This window comes from Variovorax sp. YR266, from assembly GCF_900107295.1.
In the GTDB taxonomy this organism is placed as follows: Bacteria; Pseudomonadota; Gammaproteobacteria; order Burkholderiales; family Burkholderiaceae_C; genus Variovorax.
In genome coordinates this window covers 82,510-103,193 of record NZ_FNPM01000007.1, presented here as the reverse complement: position 1 = coordinate 103,193, position 20,684 = coordinate 82,510, and the positions used below count along the sequence as shown (strand labels likewise).

General features: G+C 68.3%; 13 protein-coding genes. 4 read left to right on the top strand and 9 right to left on the bottom strand.

The features are described 5' to 3' along the window. From BLW48_RS19010 to BLW48_RS18985, 7 genes are all read right to left on the bottom strand, one after another. Positions 1-150, bottom strand: a complete 150-nt coding sequence (locus tag BLW48_RS19010) for a hypothetical protein (protein ID WP_177142360.1) — start codon at positions 148-150, stop codon at positions 1-3. Between the two features lie 74 nt (positions 151-224). Beyond that, on the bottom strand, positions 225-404 hold the full coding sequence (locus BLW48_RS35015) for a hypothetical protein (RefSeq protein WP_093077835.1): 180 nt from the start codon (positions 402-404) through the stop codon (positions 225-227). A 213-nt stretch (positions 405-617) separates the two neighbouring features. Further along, the gene (locus BLW48_RS19005) at positions 618-2,066 is read right to left on the bottom strand and encodes an efflux transporter outer membrane subunit (protein WP_093176926.1); all 1,449 of its coding nucleotides are present in this window, start codon (positions 2,064-2,066) and stop codon (positions 618-620) included. Then, complete coding sequence (locus tag BLW48_RS19000) at positions 2,063-4,075, bottom strand: ABC transporter permease (protein WP_093176924.1); 2,013 nt, start codon at positions 4,073-4,075, stop codon at positions 2,063-2,065. The genes BLW48_RS19005 and BLW48_RS19000 overlap by 4 nt, the downstream gene beginning before the upstream one ends. Beyond that, positions 4,072-5,235 carry an efflux RND transporter periplasmic adaptor subunit gene (locus tag BLW48_RS18995; RefSeq protein ID WP_093176923.1) on the bottom strand — a complete coding sequence of 388 codons (1,164 nt, stop codon included), beginning with the start codon at positions 5,233-5,235 and terminating at the stop codon, positions 4,072-4,074. Before BLW48_RS18995 ends, BLW48_RS19000 begins: the two co-directional genes overlap by 4 nt. 21 nt (positions 5,236-5,256) lie before the next feature. After that, positions 5,257-5,841, bottom strand: a complete 585-nt coding sequence (locus BLW48_RS18990) for a Fur family transcriptional regulator (protein ID WP_093176921.1) — start codon at positions 5,839-5,841, stop codon at positions 5,257-5,259. Next, positions 5,838-7,529: a cyclic peptide export ABC transporter gene (locus BLW48_RS18985; protein WP_093176919.1), complete on the bottom strand. Its 1,692-nt coding sequence runs from the start codon at positions 7,527-7,529 to the stop codon at positions 5,838-5,840. The genes BLW48_RS18990 and BLW48_RS18985 overlap by 4 nt, the downstream gene beginning before the upstream one ends. Positions 7,530-7,806: 277 nt before the next feature. Between BLW48_RS18985 and fhuF the strand changes: the two genes are divergently transcribed. The 4 genes from fhuF to BLW48_RS18965 all read left to right on the top strand — a co-directional run bounded on the left by fhuF (position 7,807) and on the right by BLW48_RS18965 (position 13,396). Further along, positions 7,807-8,538, top strand: a complete 732-nt coding sequence (fhuF, locus tag BLW48_RS18980) for a siderophore-iron reductase FhuF (protein WP_256330826.1) — start codon at positions 7,807-7,809, stop codon at positions 8,536-8,538. Between the two features lie 70 nt (positions 8,539-8,608). Then, the gene (locus tag BLW48_RS18975) at positions 8,609-9,445 is read left to right on the top strand and encodes a formyl transferase (RefSeq protein ID WP_093077844.1); all 837 of its coding nucleotides are present in this window, start codon (positions 8,609-8,611) and stop codon (positions 9,443-9,445) included. A 91-nt stretch (positions 9,446-9,536) separates the two neighbouring features. After that, positions 9,537-10,838, top strand: coding sequence for a lysine N(6)-hydroxylase/L-ornithine N(5)-oxygenase family protein (locus BLW48_RS18970; RefSeq protein WP_093176916.1), 1,302 nt, complete (start codon positions 9,537-9,539; stop codon positions 10,836-10,838). A gap of 167 nt (positions 10,839-11,005) precedes the next feature. Next, on the top strand, positions 11,006-13,396 hold the full coding sequence (locus BLW48_RS18965) for a TonB-dependent siderophore receptor (protein WP_093176914.1): 2,391 nt from the start codon (positions 11,006-11,008) through the stop codon (positions 13,394-13,396). Positions 13,397-13,443: 47 nt separating this feature from the next. On the opposite strand, the gene BLW48_RS18960 is transcribed toward BLW48_RS18965, so the two are convergent. Next, positions 13,444-17,478, bottom strand: a complete 4,035-nt coding sequence (locus BLW48_RS18960) for a non-ribosomal peptide synthetase (protein ID WP_177142359.1) — start codon at positions 17,476-17,478, stop codon at positions 13,444-13,446. A gap of 19 nt (positions 17,479-17,497) precedes the next feature. Beyond that, entirely contained in the window at positions 17,498-20,683 is a 3,186-nt protein-coding gene (locus tag BLW48_RS18955; RefSeq protein WP_093176911.1) for a non-ribosomal peptide synthetase, read from the bottom strand. Between the last annotated feature and the right edge of the window lies 1 nt (position 20,684).

Genomic DNA, 20,684 nt, shown 5'->3' with positions numbered 1-20,684 from the left:
TCAGGCGTCGCGCACATTCCCCACGGGGTGGCCGGACTGCACCAGGCCCCACTCCGCCAGCGCGATGTCGAGCGCGCGCAGGTGCCGGGGGTCTTTCCCGAGCCACTGGGCCAGTTCCTCCGTGTTCTGCAGGGTCGGCGAGGCGTGCATGCAAGCGAAAAGCGACGCCGCGGTGCGGACGCATTCATCGGGCACGAGGCAGTGCGCGGCCAACCCGGCGCGCCTCATTCGAGCCCGCCCGTGGGCGGATGAAAATTCCTGCGGCGGCTGACGACCAGGGCGGCGCCCGCCAGTGCCCAGAGGCGCAGGGCGCGGTCGAATGCGGGCGGATGTGCCTGGTCTTCCCGCAGCCAGTGCGTCAGCTTCAACGCGCCCGTGCGGCATGGATTCTCTCGGAGGTCCATGTAGAGACGCCATGCGGTCTCCTCGGCGGACGGCGCCTCCGGATGGTTTTGCGGGGCCACTGCTACTCCAGGCGCTGTGTTGTTGATTCAGGGGGATGACCGTCGAGGCCGATGCGCACCGGAAAATGCCGGCGCGCAGGCGTCTAGAGAAAAAGACGATCCGCGGCCCCGAATGTTCAAAGAGGCCGGCCCGGCGATGCAGGGCCACGAGCGTCAAACGCATTCGGTATGTCCTTCGACTGCGGCGGGTGCGGCATCCGCGCACCGGGCCTGCCGCCATCCGCCGCCCATTGCACGGTAGAGCGAGACCCGTGCCTGCAAACGCGCCATGCGCAACTGGACCGCCAGGTCCTGCGCGGTGTAGAGGGTGCGTTGCGCGTCGAGCAAGGTCAGCAGTGTCTCGGCGCCCGCACGGTAGCGGGCCTCCGACAGATCTGCCGCGCGGCGCGCCTCGGCCAGTTCGGCGCCTTGCGCCGTTGCCTGCGCATCGATGGCCGACACGCCGTTCAGCGCAGTCTCCGCGTCCGCGAACGCACCGACGATCGCGCCCCGGTAGGCGGCCAGCAATTCCTCGCGCCTCGCCTCGGCCAGGCGTTGGCCGCCCGCCAGTCGCCCTCCATCGAAGACCGGCGCGGTCAGGCCGGCAGCCAGGCTGTAGAGCGGGTTGTCGAAGAGCCTGCCGAAGCGGCTATCTCCGGTGCCTACCGTGGCGCTCAGGGAGACGGTCGGCAGCAGCGCAGCGCGCGCCGCCAGCACGTTGGCATCGGCCGCAGCCAGATGCGCCTCCGCGCGTGCGATGTCCGGGCGCCGCACCAGCAATGCAGAAGGCGCGCCCGCGCCGACGACGGGAACCTGAAGCGCATCGAGCCGCGGCCCCCGCAGTTCGAACGCCGGCGCCGCAGTGCCCAGCAGCAACGCCAGCGCGGTCTCGGCGTCGCCCGCCTGCTGATGCAGCGCTGCGAGCGCACGTTGCTGCGCGGCCACCAGACCGCGCTGCTGTGCAAGATCCAGCGGCGACACCGCGCCGGCGCGGCTGCGGGCCTCCACCAGCGCCAGCACGCGGTGCGCGTTGTCGAGGTTGCGTGCCGCAATTTCGGCGCGTTCGCGCAGGGCCAGCGCCAGCAGCCAGGTGGCGGCGACATCGGCCGTCACAGTGAGCCGCACCGTGTCGCGGTCGAAGGCGCTTGCGCGCAAGCCTTGCAGCGCTTCGTCGCGCGGCGCGGCCTCCCGGCCCCACAGGTCGAGTTCATAGCTGGCGGCAAAACCCGCCGCATAAGTGCTGCCGGCAACCGTTGCATTGCCGCCCAGGCGGCCCTCGCGACTGACGCCGAGAGTGCCCGTCACCTGCGGCCGCAGCGCCGCGCCGGCGATGCGCGCCCGCGCGTCGGCCTGCCGCACCCGGGCGACAGCAGCCGCGAGATCGTTGCTTTGCGATTGCGCACGCGCAATCAGCGCGTCGAGTTCCGTGCTGCCGAAACTGCGCCACCACTGCGCATCGGCCGGCCCCGTGTCGACACGAGCCTGCGCATGACGCCATGCAGAGGGAAGCTCCACCGCGCGCTCGGCGCGATCGCCATGCAGCACGCAGCCCGACGACAGCGCCGCACACAACAAAGCCGCCCACCAGCCACATCCAGAGCGCGTTCGCAGCAACACCGTCATTCCCCCGCCAGCGCCACCACGGGGTCCAGCCGCGCAGCGTTGCGCGCCGGCATGAACCCGAAGATCACGCCCGTCAGCACCGCGCAGCCGAACGCACCCACGCTTGCCGCCAGCGAGAACAGCACCGGCACGCCTGCCAGCATCAGCCCCACGACGATGCCCAGCCCGGCAACAACGCCCACGGTGCCGCCCACCGACGTCACCAGTACCGCCTCGGTCATGAACTGCCGCAGGATGTCCCGCTGGCGCGCGCCCGTCGCCACGCGGATGCCGATTTCGCGCGTGCGCTCGCGCACCGTCATGAGCATCACGTTCATCACGCCGATACCGCCCACGATCAGCGACACGATGGCGATCAACCCCAGCATCAGCGTCATGGCGCGCGCGGTTTCGGTCTGCACGCGCAGCGCCTCGACGCGGTTCCATATCAGCACGTGGCGCCCGGCCTGCTGCCGTTCGAGCTGCGCCTCGATGGCGGCGGCCGTTTCCTGCGCCTTGTCGATGTCGCGCACCTGCACAGCAAGCCACGTCGGGTGGGGATGGCCGTAGACGCGCGTGGCCGCGGAAGACAGCGGCACAACCACCCGGTCGTCCTGGTCCTCACCGTTGGTGGCGCCCTTCGACGCCAGCACGCCGACGACCTGGAACGGCACCTTGTCCACCAGGATGTCCTGTCCGACGGGGTCCTGCCCGTCGGCGAACAGGCGCTGGCGCACCGTTTCGCCGATCACCGCGACCTTGGCGATGCGCCGTTCGTCCTCGGCGTCGAACATCACTCCCCGACTCACGCCCCAGCCGAGCACTCGCGAGAAATCGACCGTGGCACCGCCGCCCTCGGTGAGGTGGTCGATATTGCCGCGGCGCACGACCACCCTGTCTTCGATGTAGGGCGCGACGCCTTCGACATTGGGCAGCGCGCGAACGGCCAGCGCGTCGTCCAGCGTGAGCGGCGCGCTCGGGTTGCGCAGGCTGGCGAGCTGCACGGAAACGAACATGGTGCGGGTGCCGAAGGTCTCGAACTGCGCCATCACCTTCCGCTGCGAGCCGCCGCCGACTGCCAGCATCACGATGACCGAGGCCACGCCGATCACGATGCCCAGCAGCGTGAGCCCGGTGCGAAACCGGTTGCTCCACATCACGCGCCATGCGGCCCGTGTCGCCTCGCGAATGTCGGCAGGCAGCGAGGCGCCGCCAGTGACCGATGGGCGACTGAAGACCGGAGCCGGCGCTGCAGCGATTGCCGCCGCGCCTTCGCCGGTGTGCTCACCCGAATCCGCCACGATGCGCCCGTCCCGGATCTCGATGATCCGCCGCGCCTGCGCGGCCACCGAGCGGTCGTGCGTGATGAGGATGATGGTGTGGCCCGCATCCGCCAGTTCGTGCAGCAGCGCCATCACTTCGGCGCCGCTCTTGCTGTCGAGCGCACCGGTGGGCTCGTCGGCCAGGATGATGCGCCCGCCATTCATCAGCGCACGCGCGATCGCCACGCGCTGCTGCTGCCCGCCCGACAGCTGGTGCGGGCGATGGTCGAGCCGCGCGCCCATGTCCAGCCGTTCGAGCAGTGCGGTGGCGCGCGCACACCGCTCGGCCTCCGGCATGCCGGCATAGAGCGCGGGAATTTCCGTGTTCTCGCGCGCCGACTCGCTGGGCACCAGGTGGTAGCCCTGGAACACGAAACCGAAGGCCTCGCGGCGCAGCCAGGCGAGCGCGTCGGCATCGAAGCTGGCCACGTCCTGGCCGTCGAACAGGTAGCGCCCGGCGCTCGGCCGATCGAGGCAACCCAGGATGTGCATCAGCGTGGACTTGCCGGAGCCCGAAGCACCGACGACGGCCACGAACTCGCCCGCGTACAGGCGCAACGAGATGCCATGCAGCACGGTCGTTGCCGGGCTGCCCGCCCCTGCTTCCTTGCCGCCCCGGCCACCGCGCCCGCCGTACGACTTGCGAATGTCCTGCAGCTCGATCAGCGGCCGCGGCGCATCGCCCGGCGCATTCGCCGCGGTCGTCATGGCTTCGAAGCCCTGGCGGCGATGACGATGCGGTCTCCGGCCTGCGCGCCTTCCAGCACCTGCGCAGCGAGCCGGTTGCGTACGCCGACGCGCAGCTGCCGGACCTCGACCTTGCCATCGGGGCGAAGCACGCGCGCCGTGAAGCGGTCGCTGCTGCCGGCCACCGGCACCAGCGCGGCGAGCGGCACCGAAAGCGCGTCTTTTTCGGCGTACTCGACGAAGGCGACCTTGGCCGTCATCTGCGGCATGAGCTCGCCGTCGGCATTGTCGACATCGAACAGCGCCGTGTAGACCACCACCTTGCTCGCCGCGGCGGAAGGCTTGGCGCTGCTGTCGCTGCCCGTCTTGTTCTCGGGCACCGGCGGCGCGGGCAGCAGCTGCCGCACGTGCCCCTGCCAACGGCGCTGGCTCTCGCCGAGCGTGGTGAAGTAGACCGGCATGCCGGTCTTGATGCGCCGCACGTCGGCCTCGGAAACCTCCGACCACACCGTCATCGAAGACAGGTCTGCAATGCGCAGCACATTGGGCGTCTGGTAGGTCGCGTTCAGCGTCTGGCCCTCGCGCGCCTCCACCGACACGACGGTGCCGGACATCGGCGCGTAGATGCTGGTGTAGCCGAGGCGGGCCTCGTCGGCCTTCAGCGTCGCCTGGGTCTGTGCGATCTGCGCCTCGAGCTGTCTCACGCGCGCACCGGCCGACGCCAGCGCGGCTTGCGCGGCCTGCACGTCCTCGTCCCGCGTGGCGCCGTCGGCAGCCATCTGGCGTTGTCTCGCATGCTGCTGCTGCGCCAGCACGTGCTGGGCCTGCTGGTCGTCGCGCTGCGCGCGCAGCCCCGCCAGCGAGGCTCGACCCGCGTCGACCGTGGCCCGCTGCACGCTGGGATCGATCTCCACCAGCAACTGCCCCCGCTTGACGACGTCGCCCGGCTGCACATGCAGCCGAAGGATCTGCCCGGAGACCTGCGCGCCCACGTCCACGTAGTGCCGCGGCTGCAGCACCCCGAGTGCCGAGACGCTGGACTCGATGGTGCCGCGCGCGACCGGCACGGAGTCGACGTCCATCGGCTCGCCCCTTCCCCAGAGCAACCCCGCGCCGGCTGCCGCGCAAAGGGACACGAGCACCGCGGCGACCGCACGGCGGCGCCAGGCGCCTTGACGCACATCACTCACGCCGGCTCCTCGTCAAGCGGCAAGGCGCTGCGCGCGCGGGCGAGCGCGGAAGCCCGCGAGCGGCAGCATCCTGCCGTGCTCGCGCGACGACTGGTGCTCGCTCGACGATTCCCCCGCGGACCGGTGCTCGCAGGACGAACATGAGCCGTGGATCTGCACGTCGAAGGTGCCCGCGAGCGGCAGGCCCTTGCTCTGGGCCACGCGCACCAGCGCCTCGTGAAGCTCGCGGTCCTGCACCTCGGTGAACGTGCCGCATCCGTTGCAGCGCATGCGCACGCTCAAGGCGTCGGCATCCGCACCGGGCGCGGCGTAGCGGAACACCGCCAGCGCACCGCCGCGGCTGCGCGCCCATTCGCGCTCGACAAGCCCCGAATGTTCGAACTCCTTGAGGATGCGGTAGACCGTGGTCAGGCTGGCCGAGGTGCCGCGCAGCAGCATGCGGCGAAAGACTTCTTCACCGCGCTGCCATTCGCTGCCCGCGTCCGCCAGCGTCTGGAGCACGCACAGCCGCACCACGGACGGCCGGATTCGCGCAGCCCGCAGCTGCGACATGAACAGCGGCCGCTGCGTATCGTTGGTTTGCGGGCCGTCGGTCATGCAGCAAGACTCTCCAGGTGGGCGCGGGGCCGGTCGTCCGCGATGCGGCCGGCGCTCATGGTGATGATGCGGTCGGCCAGGTGGAAGTAGCGGTCGTCGTGCGAGATCACCACCAGCAGGTGCCCCTTGGCACGCAGCTCGGGCAACAGCTCGGTATAGAACAGGTGGCGGAAGGTCGGGTCCTGGTCGGCGGCCCATTCGTCGAACACCAGCACCGGGCGCCCCTCGAGATAGGCGTGCACCAGCGCCAGTCGCTTGCGCTGGCCGGTCGACAGGTCCGTGGTGGTGAACGCACCGTTCTTCAGGCTCACCTTGTGTGCGATTTCCAGGCGCTCCAGGTAAGGCAAGGCGCGCTGCGGCAGCACCTGCATGCTGGCCTCGCCCTGCTCTTCGTCCGGACCGGCTGCGAGGTCCTCGAACAGGTAGAAGTCGGAAAACACCGTGGTGAAGAGCTGGCGGTAGTCGTCGCGGCGCTCGGGGCCCACCGGGGTGCCGTCGATTGCCACCTCGCCTTCGTGCGGCGCGTACAGGCCGAGCAGCAGCTTGATCAGCGTGGTCTTGCCGGAGCCGTTGTCGCCCACCACGAACACCATCTCGCCGCGGCGAAGCCGCAGGTCGATCGGCCCGAGCGCGAAGGCCTCGCCGCCCTCGGGCGCATCGAAGGCATAACGCACGCCGCGCAGCGCGATCTCGTGCTCGAACTTCAGCTCGCTGCCCGCATGGCCGACGTGCAGGTGCGGCTCCGGCGTGGCGAAGCGCGCCGACAGATCGGCAATGCGCCGGAATGCGACCCGCGCGCGCCCCACGGCAGGCAGGGCACCGGCGATCTGGTCCATCGGCCCCTTGAGGAACAGCAGCACCAGCACGAAGCCGCTGAGCACCGCGGGCTCGGTCGGGCGGAACGAGGCCCAGCCCAGGATCAGCGCGATCAGCAGGAAGAACAGGCCCGAACCGAATGCGGCGGCAATGACGAAGGTGTTGATCGCGCGCCCGTTGACCGTGCGGATGTTGTCGACGATGCGCTCGATCTGGCCACCGAACATGCGCTGGCGGCGCACGCGGTGCATGCGCAGCTCCTTGGCGCCCTCGCTGATCGCGCGGTAGGCCTTGTGCAACTGGTCTTCATGTTCGCGTGCCTTCCAGAAACCGCTCACTCCGCGGAACTGCGCCATGGCCTGCACCGTCGCGCCGATCGCCAGCGCCACCAGCAGCACACCGAACAGCGGCAGCGACAGGTAGGCCAGGTAGGCCAGGCAGCCGAGCGCCGTAACGCAGGCGATCAGCGTCGCGGACAGCGCGAACGCAACGTCGCTGACCATGTCCACGTCCTGCGACAGCACCGGCATCAGCCTGTGGGTGCGGTAGCGCTCCAGCGCGTCGATGGGCGCCGAAAGGATCTTCTGCGCCAGGCTCTTGCGGACCTGCGCAACCACCCGCTGGCCGACGAAGTTGGTCGAGACATCGGACACCATGCGCCCGAACAGCGCCACCGCGCACAGCCCGATGAACGTCAGCAGCAGGCCGCCGGACAGGCCGCCCTGCCGGTTGAGCACCTGGTTGATGGTGCTCAGCAGCGCGACCGTGGCCGCGCCCGCGCCGATGCCCGTGACCGCCGACAGCAGGATCCACGGCAGGAACGGCTTGAGCAGGCGTGCGAACTCGCCGTCGGGAGCGGGGGCAGTTGTCATGCAAGAACTCTTTCCGCCCTTGGGCGACTGGGGTCCGGCGGCATGGGCAAGCCCTGCCGCCGGACGCGAAACGGATGGATGCACCCCTGCCGCGCCGGCTGGGCCACAGGGCTGCGGGCGGCAACGGACCGCCTGTACCCCACTTGACGGGTGGCCCGCGCAAATGTTCACGCCGCGCCGCATGAACACCTGCGCGGCCCATCCGTCCTAGCTTCATGCCCCCTGCAAACCGCCGCACCGCCGGCGCCCCCTCTTTCGCGACGACGCCATGATCGCCATGCTGGAACCCCTGTTCCAGGGCAACCTGGCGCCGCACGGCGAGGCACTGCAGTGCGCGCCGCAGCCGCCCGCGGGCGCGCTGCGCGTTGCCGACCTTGTGCACTCGCCCGAACTGCTGGGCCGTGTGCTGCGTCTGCATGCGTCGCACCTGGGGGTCGAGGGCAAGGACCTGCGCGCAGTGGCTTCGGCCTGGAGCCTGGACTACCTCGGCATGCTGCTGCCGCCGGTCGCGGCCGCCGCCAGCGTGCTGCAGCATGGATTTCCCGTTGCCGCCGACCAGGTCTGGGTGCGCCTCGGCCCGCACGCCCACCCACTGAGCTTCCACATCCGCGAGCTGGGCCAGCCGCAACGCGGCGCGACCACCGAGGAGCGCTACTCGGCGCTGCTGCGGCAGCACCTGGAGCCGCTGTTCTCTGCGCTGTGCCGCCTGACGGGCATCGCCGCCAAGATCCTCTGGGGCAACGCGGCGCGCAACCTCGAACCGGTGCTCGACCAGGCGCTTGCGTTGACCGGCGGGTCGCCGCCGATCGCCGGCGACAGGCAGCAATTGCTGCACAACCCCGCCTGGCCGGCATGGAGCAACCCCCTGCCCGGCCGGCAACGCGAAATCCGCGTGCGCCTCGAGGGTCGCGAGCGGACCGTGAAGCTGCACCGCCAGTGCTGCCTCTTCCATCTGTTGCCACGCGAAGGCTACTGCGGCGCTTGCCCGCTGTCGCCGGCGCACCGCTGACAACGCCATCACGTCATCACGTCATCACGTCATCACTTCTTCCATCCACCCACCCATCGAGCGCATATCCATGTCCAAGGCAAAACTCGTCTACATCATGTCCCTGAGGAATGCGGCGGCCGACAAGGCCGGCCAGTACATCGACTACAAGGGCGGGCAGCGCTACATGAAGTCCCCGCTGGAGTACCTGGCCGAGGCACTCGAGCGCACGCCGCTGGGCGATGCCTACTCGCTGGAGGCCGTGCTCTTCGACGACGACGAAGGCTCGCCGCGCGACCGCCAGGCGCTGCAGGACTACGGCTTCGGCTTCGATCCGGCCCGCCAATGGATCTACCCGGGCGACCTGCAGGTGCAGGGCCGCCGGGCCAACGACATCTTCCACAACGTACCGTCGACCTACCGGCGGCTGCCGCTGGACGCGGCCGCCGAGCGCGCAGCCGGAAAGAAGGAGTTCGAGCAGCGCCTGCTCGAGCGGCTCACCGCGCTGGAGGCTGACCTTGTCGTGCTCGACGGCCTGCTGGTGATCCTCGACCAGCTGGCGCGCCCCGAAAGTCCCTTCTTCCGCCGGATCGTGAACATCCATCCGGGCATCACGCGCCTGGAGTCGCCGTTCGAGCGCCGCGGCGCCTGGGCCACGCTCGACGCGCTGTACGGCGCCAAGGGCCAGCGGGTGGTCGACTGGCGCACGCGCGAGACGGTCGCGATCGAGCCGGTGCTGAAGACCGGCGCCTCCTTCCACTACGTGGACACCGGCATCGATTCGGGCGAAGTCATCTTCGACGTGCTGGGCACCGACATCGACCCCGCCGACACCATCCTCGAGCTGCGCTGGAACAACTTCAACCGCAGCCTCTTTCCGGCGCTCCACCAGGGCCTGGCCCTGATGGCCGAGACCGTGGAAGCGTGAACATCCCGCGCCGCCGAGCGTCTTCTTACACACGGCCCAGGGTGGGCTGCCGCATGCGGCGCGCCGCCCTCCACCACAGGAGTTGATTTCAATGCCACACGTCCATGATCTGGTCGGGATCGGGTTCGGCCCGTCCAACATCGCCCTGGCCATCGCCCTCGACGAAAAGCGCCATGCCGGCCGCCCGCTCGATGCGCTGTTCATCGAGAAGCAGCTGAGCTTCGCCTGGCACCCGCACATGCTGCTGGACCACGCGCACATGCAGATCTCCTTCCTGAAGGACCTGGCGACGCTGCGCAACCCGACCAGCCGCTTCACCTTCATCAACTACCTGCACGAAAAAGGCCGGTTGACCGACTTCGCCAACCTGAAGAGCTTCTTCCCCAGCCGCCACGAGTTCAACGACTACCTCTCGTGGGCCGCCGAGCAGTTCGAAGACGCCTGCGCCTACGGCGAAGAGGTGTTCGAGGTGCTGCCCGAAGAAAAGGGCGGAGAGGTGGCCCTGCTGCGCGTGCGCTCGCGCAACCATGCGGGCAAGCTGGTCGAGCGGCTCACGCGCAACCTCGTGGTCAGCATCGGCGGCATGGCGAACATCCCCGACGGCTTTCGCGCACTCCGGAACGACCCGCGCGTCTTTCATTCGAGCAGCTACCTGCAGGACATCGCACAGCTGCCGGACGCCCGCCGCATCGCCGTGGTGGGCGCAGGGCAGAGCGCGGCCGAGATCTTCATGGACCTGCAGGGCCGGCCCGGCGCGCCGCAGGTCGACCTCGTCACCCGCTCGCGCTCGATCCGCCCGGCCGACGACAGCCCCTTCGTGAACGAGATCTTCAACGCCGAGTTCACCGACTACACCTTCAGCCGCTCCGATGAGGAACGCGCCGCGCTGCTCGACGAGTTCTGGCACACCAACTATGCGGTGGCCGACCTGGAACTGATCCAGCAGATCTACAAGGCCTTCTACCAACAGCGGGTGACCGGCGGCAACCGCCTGCGCTTCCTGCGCCGGCACGACATCCGCAACGTCACGGCCGACGACCAGGGCGTGCACCTCGCGCTGTGGGACCAGAACGCCCTGCGCGAGCACACCGTGCGCTACGACGCCGTGGTGCTCGCCACCGGCTATGTGCGAGAGCACCACAAGGCTCTGCTCGCGCCGCTGGCGGGCTATCTCGGCAGCTACGAGGTCGACCGGCACTACCGCGTCCTGGCCACGCCCGACTTCCATCCGGCCATCTACCTGCAAGGCGCCTGCGAGGATTCGCATGGCCTGAGCGACACCCTGCTGTCCGTCACCTCGGTCAGAACCGGCGAAATCGGCAGCGCCCTGCTGGCCACGCCGGCCGGCGCGGCAGTGCATCTCCGGCCGGAACCCGAGGCCGTCCAGAACTGAAATTCCGGCGCCGCACCCCGGCGTACTAAAGATTTGTGCAGGGAGAGTGTCTCTGTTTGATGAGTTCGAACGTCTTACTCATAGATGCGCCAGAGACCGGAAGTTGGGCCGGCATCCGCACCTGAATGTGAATGCGTCGTAATTCAAAAAACTGGAGTTGTTCTTTTATGCGTCCCCTGCCTCGTCAACATCTGCTGAATGCCGCGCTTGCCGCGGCGTTCGGTTCCGTTCTCACCGTCTGGGCCCCACTGGCTTCAGCGCAAGCGCAGGCTTCCGGCCAGGCCGTGGCGCAGGTGTTCGACGTGAAAGTGCCGTCGCAGGCACTCGGTGCAGCGCTCAACGAGCTCTCGCGCCAGACCAGCGTGCAGGTGTTTGCTGCCGGCGAGGTGGTCGCGGGCAAGAACTCGCGCGCCGTGCAAGGCAAGCTCACGGTCGATCAGGCCCTGGGCCAGATGCTCGCCGGCACCTCGCTCGAGGCGACGCGCGCCGCCAACGGCAGCTTCACGATCCGCCGCACCGCCGACCTTGCCAGCTCCCAGGGCACTCTGCCCGCGGTGCAGGTGGTGGCCAACGCCGACGAATCGCCCACCGGCCCGGTCACCGGCTACGTGGCCCGCCGCAGCAGCACGGCCACCAAGACCGACACGCCGGTGCTCGAAGTGCCGCAGTCGATCTCCATCATCGGCCGCAATGAAATGGAGGCGCGCGGCGCGCAGGACGTCATGGAGGCCATTCGCTACACGCCTGGCGTCACGACGAACACGTACGGCCCCGACAACCGTGGCTGGGAATACATCCTGCTGCGGGGCTTCAGCACTTCCGCCAACGGCGTCTATCGGGACGGGCTCGCCCAGCCGGCGTTCGGCCCCACCTACTACCTGAGCGAACCGTATGGGCTGGAGCGCGTGGAGGTATTGCGCGGCCCGTCGTCGATGGTGTTCGGCCAGGGCGACGCAGGCGGCATCGTCAACCGCGTGAGCAAGGAGCCGACCGGGGAGAAGAGCCGCGAAATCGAACTCCAGTACGGCAGCTACCAACGCAAGCAACTGGCGTTCGACCTCGGCGACAAGATCGGCAACAACACCGACCTGAGCTATCGCCTGGTTGGCGTAGGCCTCGACAGCAACGACCAGGACAGATACCCCGACGGTCACAAGCTGAACCACACGCGCACCTACATCGCGCCTTCCGTGCGCTGGCAGCCCAATGCAACGACCTCGTTGACCGTCTTTGCGGAGTACCTCAAGAACAACACGTCTGAAGACCCGTACTACCTCACCCAGGACTACGTTCTCTACCCCGTGAAGGTGGGCGACTACAGCTTCGGCCAGCTCAAGCAGAAACAGGCCGCCATCGGCTACCGCTTCGAAACGGCCCTGAACGACACCTGGACCCTCCGCCAGAACTTCCGCTACAGCAGGATCGACTTGAACAGGCGAGCAGTCTGGGCCGGCTCGCTCGGCGATGACCAGCGCACGCTCTCCCGCGTTGCCAGAAGCTGGAACGACCCCGTGAACCTGGCAACGCTCGACACCAACGTGCAGGGCAAGCTGCAGTACGGCTCCGTCCAGCACACGGTGCTGCTCGGTTTCGACTACACCGACCAGAACGGCAAGCAGCGGCGTTTCCGCGGCGCGGCACCAGACCTCGACGTGCTCGCACCCGTCTACGGCCAGGCCGTGGCAACGCCCACCATCCCGGTGACCGACCTGTCGCAGTCGACGCGCCAGATCGGCATCTACGCCCAGGACCAGATCAAGTTCGGCGACAAATGGGTCTTCACCGTCGGCGGCCGCCAGGATCAGGTACGCCAGAGCACCAGCAACTACCTGAGCGAGACCTTCACCCGGAAGTCGGACAGTGCGTTCAGCGGCCGGGCAGGCCTTAGCTACCTGCTCGGCAACGGCTGGGCGCCCTACATGAGCTACACCACGTCCTTCCTGCCCAACAGCGGCGTCGACGCGAACAACCAGCCCTTCGATCCCAGCCGCGGCAAGCAGGTCGAGGTCGGCGTCAAGTTCCAGCCCGAAGGCACGCGCACCCTGTTCACCGCCGCGGCCTTCGACCTGCGCAAGACCAACGTGGTCACCTACGACCCGGCAACCTCCGAGGGGCGCCAGATCGGCAAGCAGCGCTCGCGCGGCATCGAGCTGGAGGCCAAGGGCGAGCTCGCACCGGGCCTCAACATCGCTGCTGCCTACACCTGGCTGGACATGAAGGTGCTCGCCAGCGCCGATCCGGACGAAATCGGCAAGATCCCGCCGCTCGTGCCCAAGCAGTCCGCCTCGGTGTGGCTCGACTACACCCTGGGCAACGGCCTGGGCTTCGGCGGCGGCGTGCGCTACATCGGCAAACGCCAGAACGACGAGTACAACACCACGTTCGAACGCGGCGTGACGCTCGTCGATGCGGCCGTGCACTACGAAACCGGCCCGTGGCGCTTCGCGCTCAACGTCTCCAACCTGGCGAACAAGAAGTACAACTCGATCTGCTACCACGGCGAGTGCTACCAGGGCACCCTTCGCGCGGCGACCCTGACCGCCCGGTACAAGTTCTGATCGATCAGCCTCGCCCCCCGCGTGAATGCGGGGGGCGAGGCCATCCATCAGCGCGCGCCTGCTGTCTCCCTGTCCTGCGCATCGCACATGGCCGCATGCAGATGACTCAACATCGCAGCGTGGCGCACGATGCCCTGATGGTCGGCATCCACTTCGACTGAAGCACGCGCTTCGCCGTCGAACTGCGACAGGAGCGCGGCCTTTTCCGCAGCCGCTCTTCCCTTCTTCCACCAGAAATGCGGCGCCACGTTCAGGCGCGGGAACGCGGCGATCTTTTCCGTGATCGCGTTCATGCGCCTGGTTGCGACGATCCCCTGGACGATGTCGGCCGTCTTCATGCTCATGCCGGCCGCGGCCACGATTTCTTCGACAGCGTCGCGCACGGCATCGTCGGATCCTGAGCGGATCGGTTCGAACCTGTCGAGCATCGCGTCGACGGCCTCGCGGCCCATGCTGCCGTTCGCGGTGTCCAGAACGAAATCGCGGAAGTCCTGATACCAGCCGTCCGGATCGAAGCTCTCGTCCAGCAGGAAACTGTCGACCATGCCGAGGAAGGCGACGTCCACGCCCTTCTGCTCCAGCAGGCTGGCGACATGTACCGCAACAACCGCCCCCAGTGACCAGCCGACGATGCCAACGGCTCCTTGCGGCCGCGTCTTGCGGATGAGATCGACGTAGTACCGGGCCATCTGCCCGATGGACTCCAGCCCGGTGATGTCGTCCGTGTAGCTCAGGCCGTAGACGGCACGCGAGTCTTCCAGGTGGCGCGCCATCGGCCGATAGTCGACCGGATGGCGCAGCCCGGGCGGCACGCAGAAGAGCGGCATCGCTTCTGCCGGCCCGGCATACGCGTTCAGCAACTGGACAGGCTGCGGAGTCGCCCCGATATCCAGCTGTGCAACCAGCCTGGCGATCGTCTGCTTCTGAAGCAGGTCCTGCAGGGAGATCTTCACGCCCAGCGCACGCGACTTGTTGATCCTGGCCAGCAGCCTGAGCGCGACAAGGGAATCACCACCGAGCTCGAAGAAGTTGTCGTGGCGCCCCACGTGCGGCACGCCCAGCACCTGCCCCCAGATCGCTGCCAGTGCGCCCTCCACCAGCCCCTGTGGCTCCTCGCCTGCCCGGGCCTCTCCGAACTCCGGCGCCGGCAATGCCTTGCGATCGACCTTGCCATTGGCGTTCAGCGGCAATGTATCCAGCACCACCAGCGCCGCCGGCACCATGTAGTCCGGCAGCGCCGCGGCAAGACGTTCACGCAACACGGCTGTCTCGATGGCCTGCCCGGCGTGGGCGGAGACATAGCCCACCAGTCGGGCTCCGCTTGCGGCATCTCGTGCCGCCACCACCGCTTCGCGCACTTCGGGCTGCGCCAGGAGTTGCGCCTCGATCTCGCCCAGCTCGATGCGGAAGCCCCGCACCTTCACCTGGTGATCGATGCGGCCCAGGTACTCCAGTTGGCCCTCCGCATTCCAGCGAACGAGGTCGCCCGTGCGGTACAGCCGGGCGCCATCTTCCGTCGCAACAAAGCGCTCTGCGGTAAGGCCCGCCCTGTTGAGATAGCCGCGTGCAAGGTTGACCCCGCCCAGGTACAACTCTCCCGCCGCTCCTGCAGCTACCTGGTTGAGCTCCGCATCCAGCACACGCGCCTGGGTGTCGCTGATGGGGCGTCCGATCGGCACCTGGCTCCGCCCGTCATCCCGGCAGGTCCAGTGCGTCACGTCGATCGCGGCCTCGGTCGGGCCATAGAGATTGCAGAGCACTGCCTGCGGCAGCCGCCTGAACACTTCGTTCTGTGCTTCGGCCGACAGGGCCTCGCCACTGCACACGATGCGCCGCAGACTGGTGCAGGCCTCGATGCCCTCGTGGGCCAGGAAGGCCTGCAGCATCGAGGGCACGAAGTGCAGGATCGTGACCCGGTGCTGCCCGATCAAAGTTCGCAAACGTGCCGGGTCGCGGTGGTCGCCCGGAAGGGCAACCGCCAGGCGAGCGCCGAACATCAAGGGCCAGAGAAACTCCCACACCGACACGTCGAAGCTGAAGGGAGTCTTCTGCAGCACGGTGTCGTCCGCACCGAGTGCATAGGCTTGCTGCATCCAGGCAAGGCGGTTGTACAAGGCGCCATGACGGTTGGCGGCGCCCTTCGGCTTTCCGGTGGAGCCGGAGGTGTAGATGACGTAGGCGAGGTTCTCGCCGCTCAACGCAATCTGCGGATTTGTCTCGGATTCGGCGCGAACGTCCAGCATGTCGAACGACAGCACCTGCACGGCCTCGGTGCCCGGCACGGTGAGATGGCTCTGCGTCAACACCAGCCCGATGCCGCTGTCGGCCACCATGTAGGCCAGCCGGTCCGCCGGGTAGTCCGGATCCAGCGGCACGTACGCACCGCCTGCCTTCAGGATCGCCAGGATCCCCACCACCATCTCGATGGAGCGCTCCACCGCGATGCCCACCTTCGCCTCTGGCCTTACGCCAAGGCCAATCAGATGATGCGCGAGGCGGTTCGCCCTCGCATTGAGCTGCGCGTAGCTCAGCGTCTCTTCGCCGAAGCTCAAGGCCGGCGCATCCGGGGTTCGTTGCGCTTGCCCTTCGATCAGCCGATGCACCGGTGTCGCGTTTTCATGGCGCTGCGTGTTCACACCCCACGCCGCGAGTTGCGCGCGCTCCGCCGCGCTGCAAAGATCGACGCCCGAAAAGGCCTGCCCCGGATCGACCGTCAATGCCTCGAGCAGGCGCACGTACCAGCCTGCCAGTCGCGCCACCGTCGCCTCGCCGAAAAGGCCCGTGTTGTATTCGATCTGGGCGTGCGCCCGCGTCGGTTCGATGAAGAAATCCAGTGACAGGTCGAACTTCGCGCTCGCATTGCGGGCACCGATCTCCTCCGTGCGCGCGTCGCCGAACGCGAGGCCGGCAGCGCTGTCGCCCATCTGCACGCCGAACATCACCTGGAACAACGGATTGCGCGACGCGTCGCGCTTCACGTTGCGGCTGGCCAGCAGCGCCTTGAGGGGAAGGTCCGCATGCTCCAGCGCGGACAACGAATCGCGTCGCACCCGTCGGCAGATTTCGAGCAGCGTGGCGCGCGGCTCGAGCCGCGCCCGGAACACCTGGGTCGTGATGAAAAAACCCACCAGATCGCGTACCTCGTCGCGATGGCGACCGGCATTGGCCACGCCGACGGCAAAGTCGTTCTGGCCGCTGTACCAGCCCAGCAGCATCTGCCACGTCGCGAGCAGGACCACGAAGGGCGTGCACTTTTCCGTGCGGCAGAACTTCTGCAACGCCACGGCCAGTGCAGGCTCCAGCTCGAAGCGATGCACGGCACCGTCGAAGGTCTGCCGCGAGGAACGAACCCCGTCCAGCGGCAGTTCCAGCGGCGGCACATCGGCACCCAGATGGGTGTTCCAGTAGTTCAGCTGCGTCGCCAGGGCCTCGCCCTGCAGGCGTTCCCGCTGCCACAGTGCGTAGTCGGCGTACTGGACCGGCAAGGCCGGCAGCCGCACGGCCGCGCCCGCGGCCAATGCCATGCGGTAGGCCGAAGCGAGGTCTGCCGCAAGGATGGGGTTGGACCAGGCATCCGACACGATGTGATGCAGGCAGACCGTCAGCACATGCTCTTCGTCCGACAGCCGGATCAACCTCGCCACCAGCGCGGGCGCGGCGCCCAGGTCGAACACGTGCAGGGCCATCTCGCTCGTCAGCGCATCGACACGCGCCTGCCGCACGACCCCGGACTCCAGGGACAGGTCGAACCGCTCCAGCACGAACGTCACGTCCCGCACCATCTGCTGCATGGGCACGCCGTCTTTCTCGAAGAAGCGGGTGCGCAGGATGCCGTGGCGATCGATCACGGCCTGGAACGCCCGCTCGAGCGCATCCGCATCCAACGGGCCCTGCAGGCGGAGCATCCTCGGCAGGTTGTAGGCCGTCAGCCCCGGCTCCAGGCGCTGCAGGAACCAGAGCTGCTCCTGCGCATGGGACAACGGCACCGCGTCGCCGTTCGACACACGGCGGCGGATTTCGTCGTCTTCCTCCGCCCACTCGTCTGCTGCCGAAATCCGCTGCGCCGCATCGGTGATGTTCATCACTGTTCCATCCTGCATATCAAACTGATCCTGAGTCCTTGAGGCGAGCTTGCTCGTGCGTGTGCGCCAGCAGTTCCATTCGCTCGACGTCCTGCTCCTCCAGCGCGCGAAGCGCCGCCGCCAGCGTGGCGACGGTGGGATGGTCGAACACCAGCCCCGGCGCGATATCGAGTCGCAGCAGCTTGCGGATGCGCGCCACCAGCTTGATCACGAGCAGCGAGTGCCCGCCGAGTTCGAAGAAGTCGTCTTCCACGCCGATGATGTCGCGCTGAACGAGGCCGGCCATGCACTGCGCCAGCACCGATTCGAGTGCGTCGCGCGGGGCCGTTGCCACCGGCTTCCGGTCATCGACCTTTGCTGCGGACAGCAACGACTGGCGATCGATTTTTCCGTTCGGCAGCCGCACGAACTCCGCAACGAAGGTGCAGCGTGCGGGCACCATGTGCGCAGGCAGCAGCGTGCCCAGCCGCCCGGTCAGCGCCGAACAGTCGGCCTCCGATGCGAGCAACTCGTCTGCCACGACGAAGGCCCGGAGTTCGGTGTCGCCTCCGCCGGCCGGCACCGCCAGCACCACGGCCTGCCGTACGCCGGGCTGCGACAGCAACACCGCCTCCACCTCGGCCGGCTCGACACGAAAGCCACGGATCTTGACCTGGTCGTCAGCCCGCCCTGCCAGGCGGATGCCGCCCTCGGGCAGCACGCAAGCCAGGTCGCCCGTGCGGTAGAGCTTTTGCCCCGGCTGGAACGGATCGGCCACGAAAGCGCCTTCCACTTCCCGGTTCAGATAGCCGCGGCACAGCTGCGCACCGCCGACATACACCGCCCCCAGCGCACCGCTCGGCACCACGCGCAGGGACTCATCCAGTACATGGATGCGGTTGTTCGCCAGCACGCGCGACAGCGGCAACACCGAAGACGAGGCGCCTTCTGCCAGCACACGATGCACCATCACACCCACCGTCGTTTCCGTGGGGCCGTAGTGGTTGTAGACCACGGTCTGCGGTGCGAGCCGCGCGATGCGCTCGATGAGCGAGCGCGGTGCGGCCTCGCCGCCCAGCACCAGCGTGTCGGGCAGCTTCGGTGCATCGTCCTCGAGCAAGGCCTCCAGGTGGGAGGGCACCATCTTGAGCGCGTCGATCCGGCGTTCGCGCATGAAGCCCGCGAAAGCGCGCGCATCCTTCACGTCGCCGGGGCCCGCCACGACGAGGCAGGCGCCGTTGTGGAACGCACCGAAGAGCGCCGTGTTGCCCAGGTCCGCGACGACCGAGCTGGTGAGCGCCCAGCGACGGCAGCGGCCCAGGTCCATGGCCGACGACACCGCCGCCACGTAGTTGAGCAATTGCCCTTGCTCGATCACCACGCCCTTGGGCGTTCCCGTCGAACCCGAGGTGTAGAGCACATAGGCCAGGTCACGCATCGCAGGCTGGTGTGCCGGCGCGCTGTCGGCAAAGCCGCCCAGGTCCATGTCACCGAGCGATGCCTGACGCCACGGTGCATCGCCGGGCGAAGCCGACCCGGTGGCATGGAGCACGAGCGACGGCACGGCGTCTTCCAGCACGGCCTGGCGGCGTGCGGCAGGCCATTCGGGGTCCAGCGGCAGGTAGCCCGCCCCGATGCGCCAACTTGCAAGCATCGCCACAAGCAAGTCGGCCGACCGCGGAAGGTTGAGCGCCACCAGCGCGCCGGCCGTAGCGCCCTTGGCCTGCAGCCAGTGCGCCATCCGGTTGATTCGCGCATCGAATTCGCGGTAGCTCAGAAGCACATCGCCTGCCTCCAGCGCGGGCGCGTCCGGCGTCGTCCGAGCCCAGCCGGCGACCTGCTCGGCCAGCGTGAGGATTCCGAAATCCGCCTCCTCGCCACGGGCTGCGAGCAACAGCAATTCGCGCTCGCGCGAACCGACCAGCGCGAGGCTGCCAACCGTCGCGCGAGGCTGCGCCACGGCATCTTCGAGCAACGTGCCGTACTGCCACAGCAACCGCTCCACGGCCTGCGGTGAATAGCGCGATGCGTCCGCATGCACGGACAGCGTGAACGCCTGCCCGGCCTGGCCGACCTGCAGGGCCAGCTCAAAACAAGGCTGCGGCCCGGGCGCGGTGTCCACACGCCATGACACGGCGCCGTGCGACCGCACAGGCGCCTCGTCGAAACCGAAGCCCACGTCGAGGTGCGCGGAGATCGGCGGCGCATCGATTGCCCAGTACTCCTGCGCCTCGGTATGCGCCTCGACTGTTTTGCCCAGGCGCCCGATCCAGTCGGATAAGCGCTCTTCAGGCGCGACATCCACGACCACGGGCAGGATCTTCTCGAAGACGCCCACCGCTGCCTGCATCACTTCGTAGTTGCGCCGGCAATCGTTCTGCCAGCCGGCTACGAATGGCCGGTGGCCCGTCAGCCGGGCCACGAGCAGCCACCAAACGGCCTGCAGCAGCAAGTCGGTGCCGCACCCGAGCTGCCCGGCCACTTCCTGCATGCGGGCGGCGAGCGCCGCGTCAAGAGGAAGGGCGAGGCTGATGCGAGTCGGTGTGCCTTCGCGCTCCCCGTCCGCCCGGGTGTTCAGGCGCGGCGCCTGCAGCATGTCGGCGCGGTCGATGTAGGCATGCCAGTAGCCACGCCCGTCGGCCGCTTCGTCGTCGCTGTCGAGCTCCTGGCGCCATTCGACGAACTGCGCGTACTGGAAGACCTCGTCCGCATCGACGACCTGCCCCGTCAGGTAGGCCGTGGCAATCTGATCCAGCAAGCCCTGCAGGCTGCCCTTGTCCGCGGCGAACACGCTGGCGACCAGCAGGAGCTTGTGTCGTGTTTCTCCGAGCCGGGCGATCCCTATGCGCAGCAGCGCGCCGCTCGCGACATCCAGCGGCTCTTCCGTACACACGGCGATCCAGTCGGCCAGCGCGGCAGCACTGTCGTCGTTGCCGCGAAGGTCGATTTTTTTCAGGCCCGGCATTACCGCCGCATCGAGTGCCTGTTGCCGCAGGCCCCGGAAGCCGGGAACCTGCAACACAGCCGAGCGCAGCGCCACATGGGCCTGCACCACCGACTGCACCGCAGCCTGCAGGCGCGCCGCATCGAGCTCGCCGCCAAGATCGGCCAGCAGCACGAGCTTGGGCGCGCCGGTCGCGGCCTGTTCTCCGTGCTGGGCCCAGATGGCACGCTGTTCCGGGCTGAGCGGCAAAGCGGAACTCGTGGTTTCAAGGATGGCAGCCATG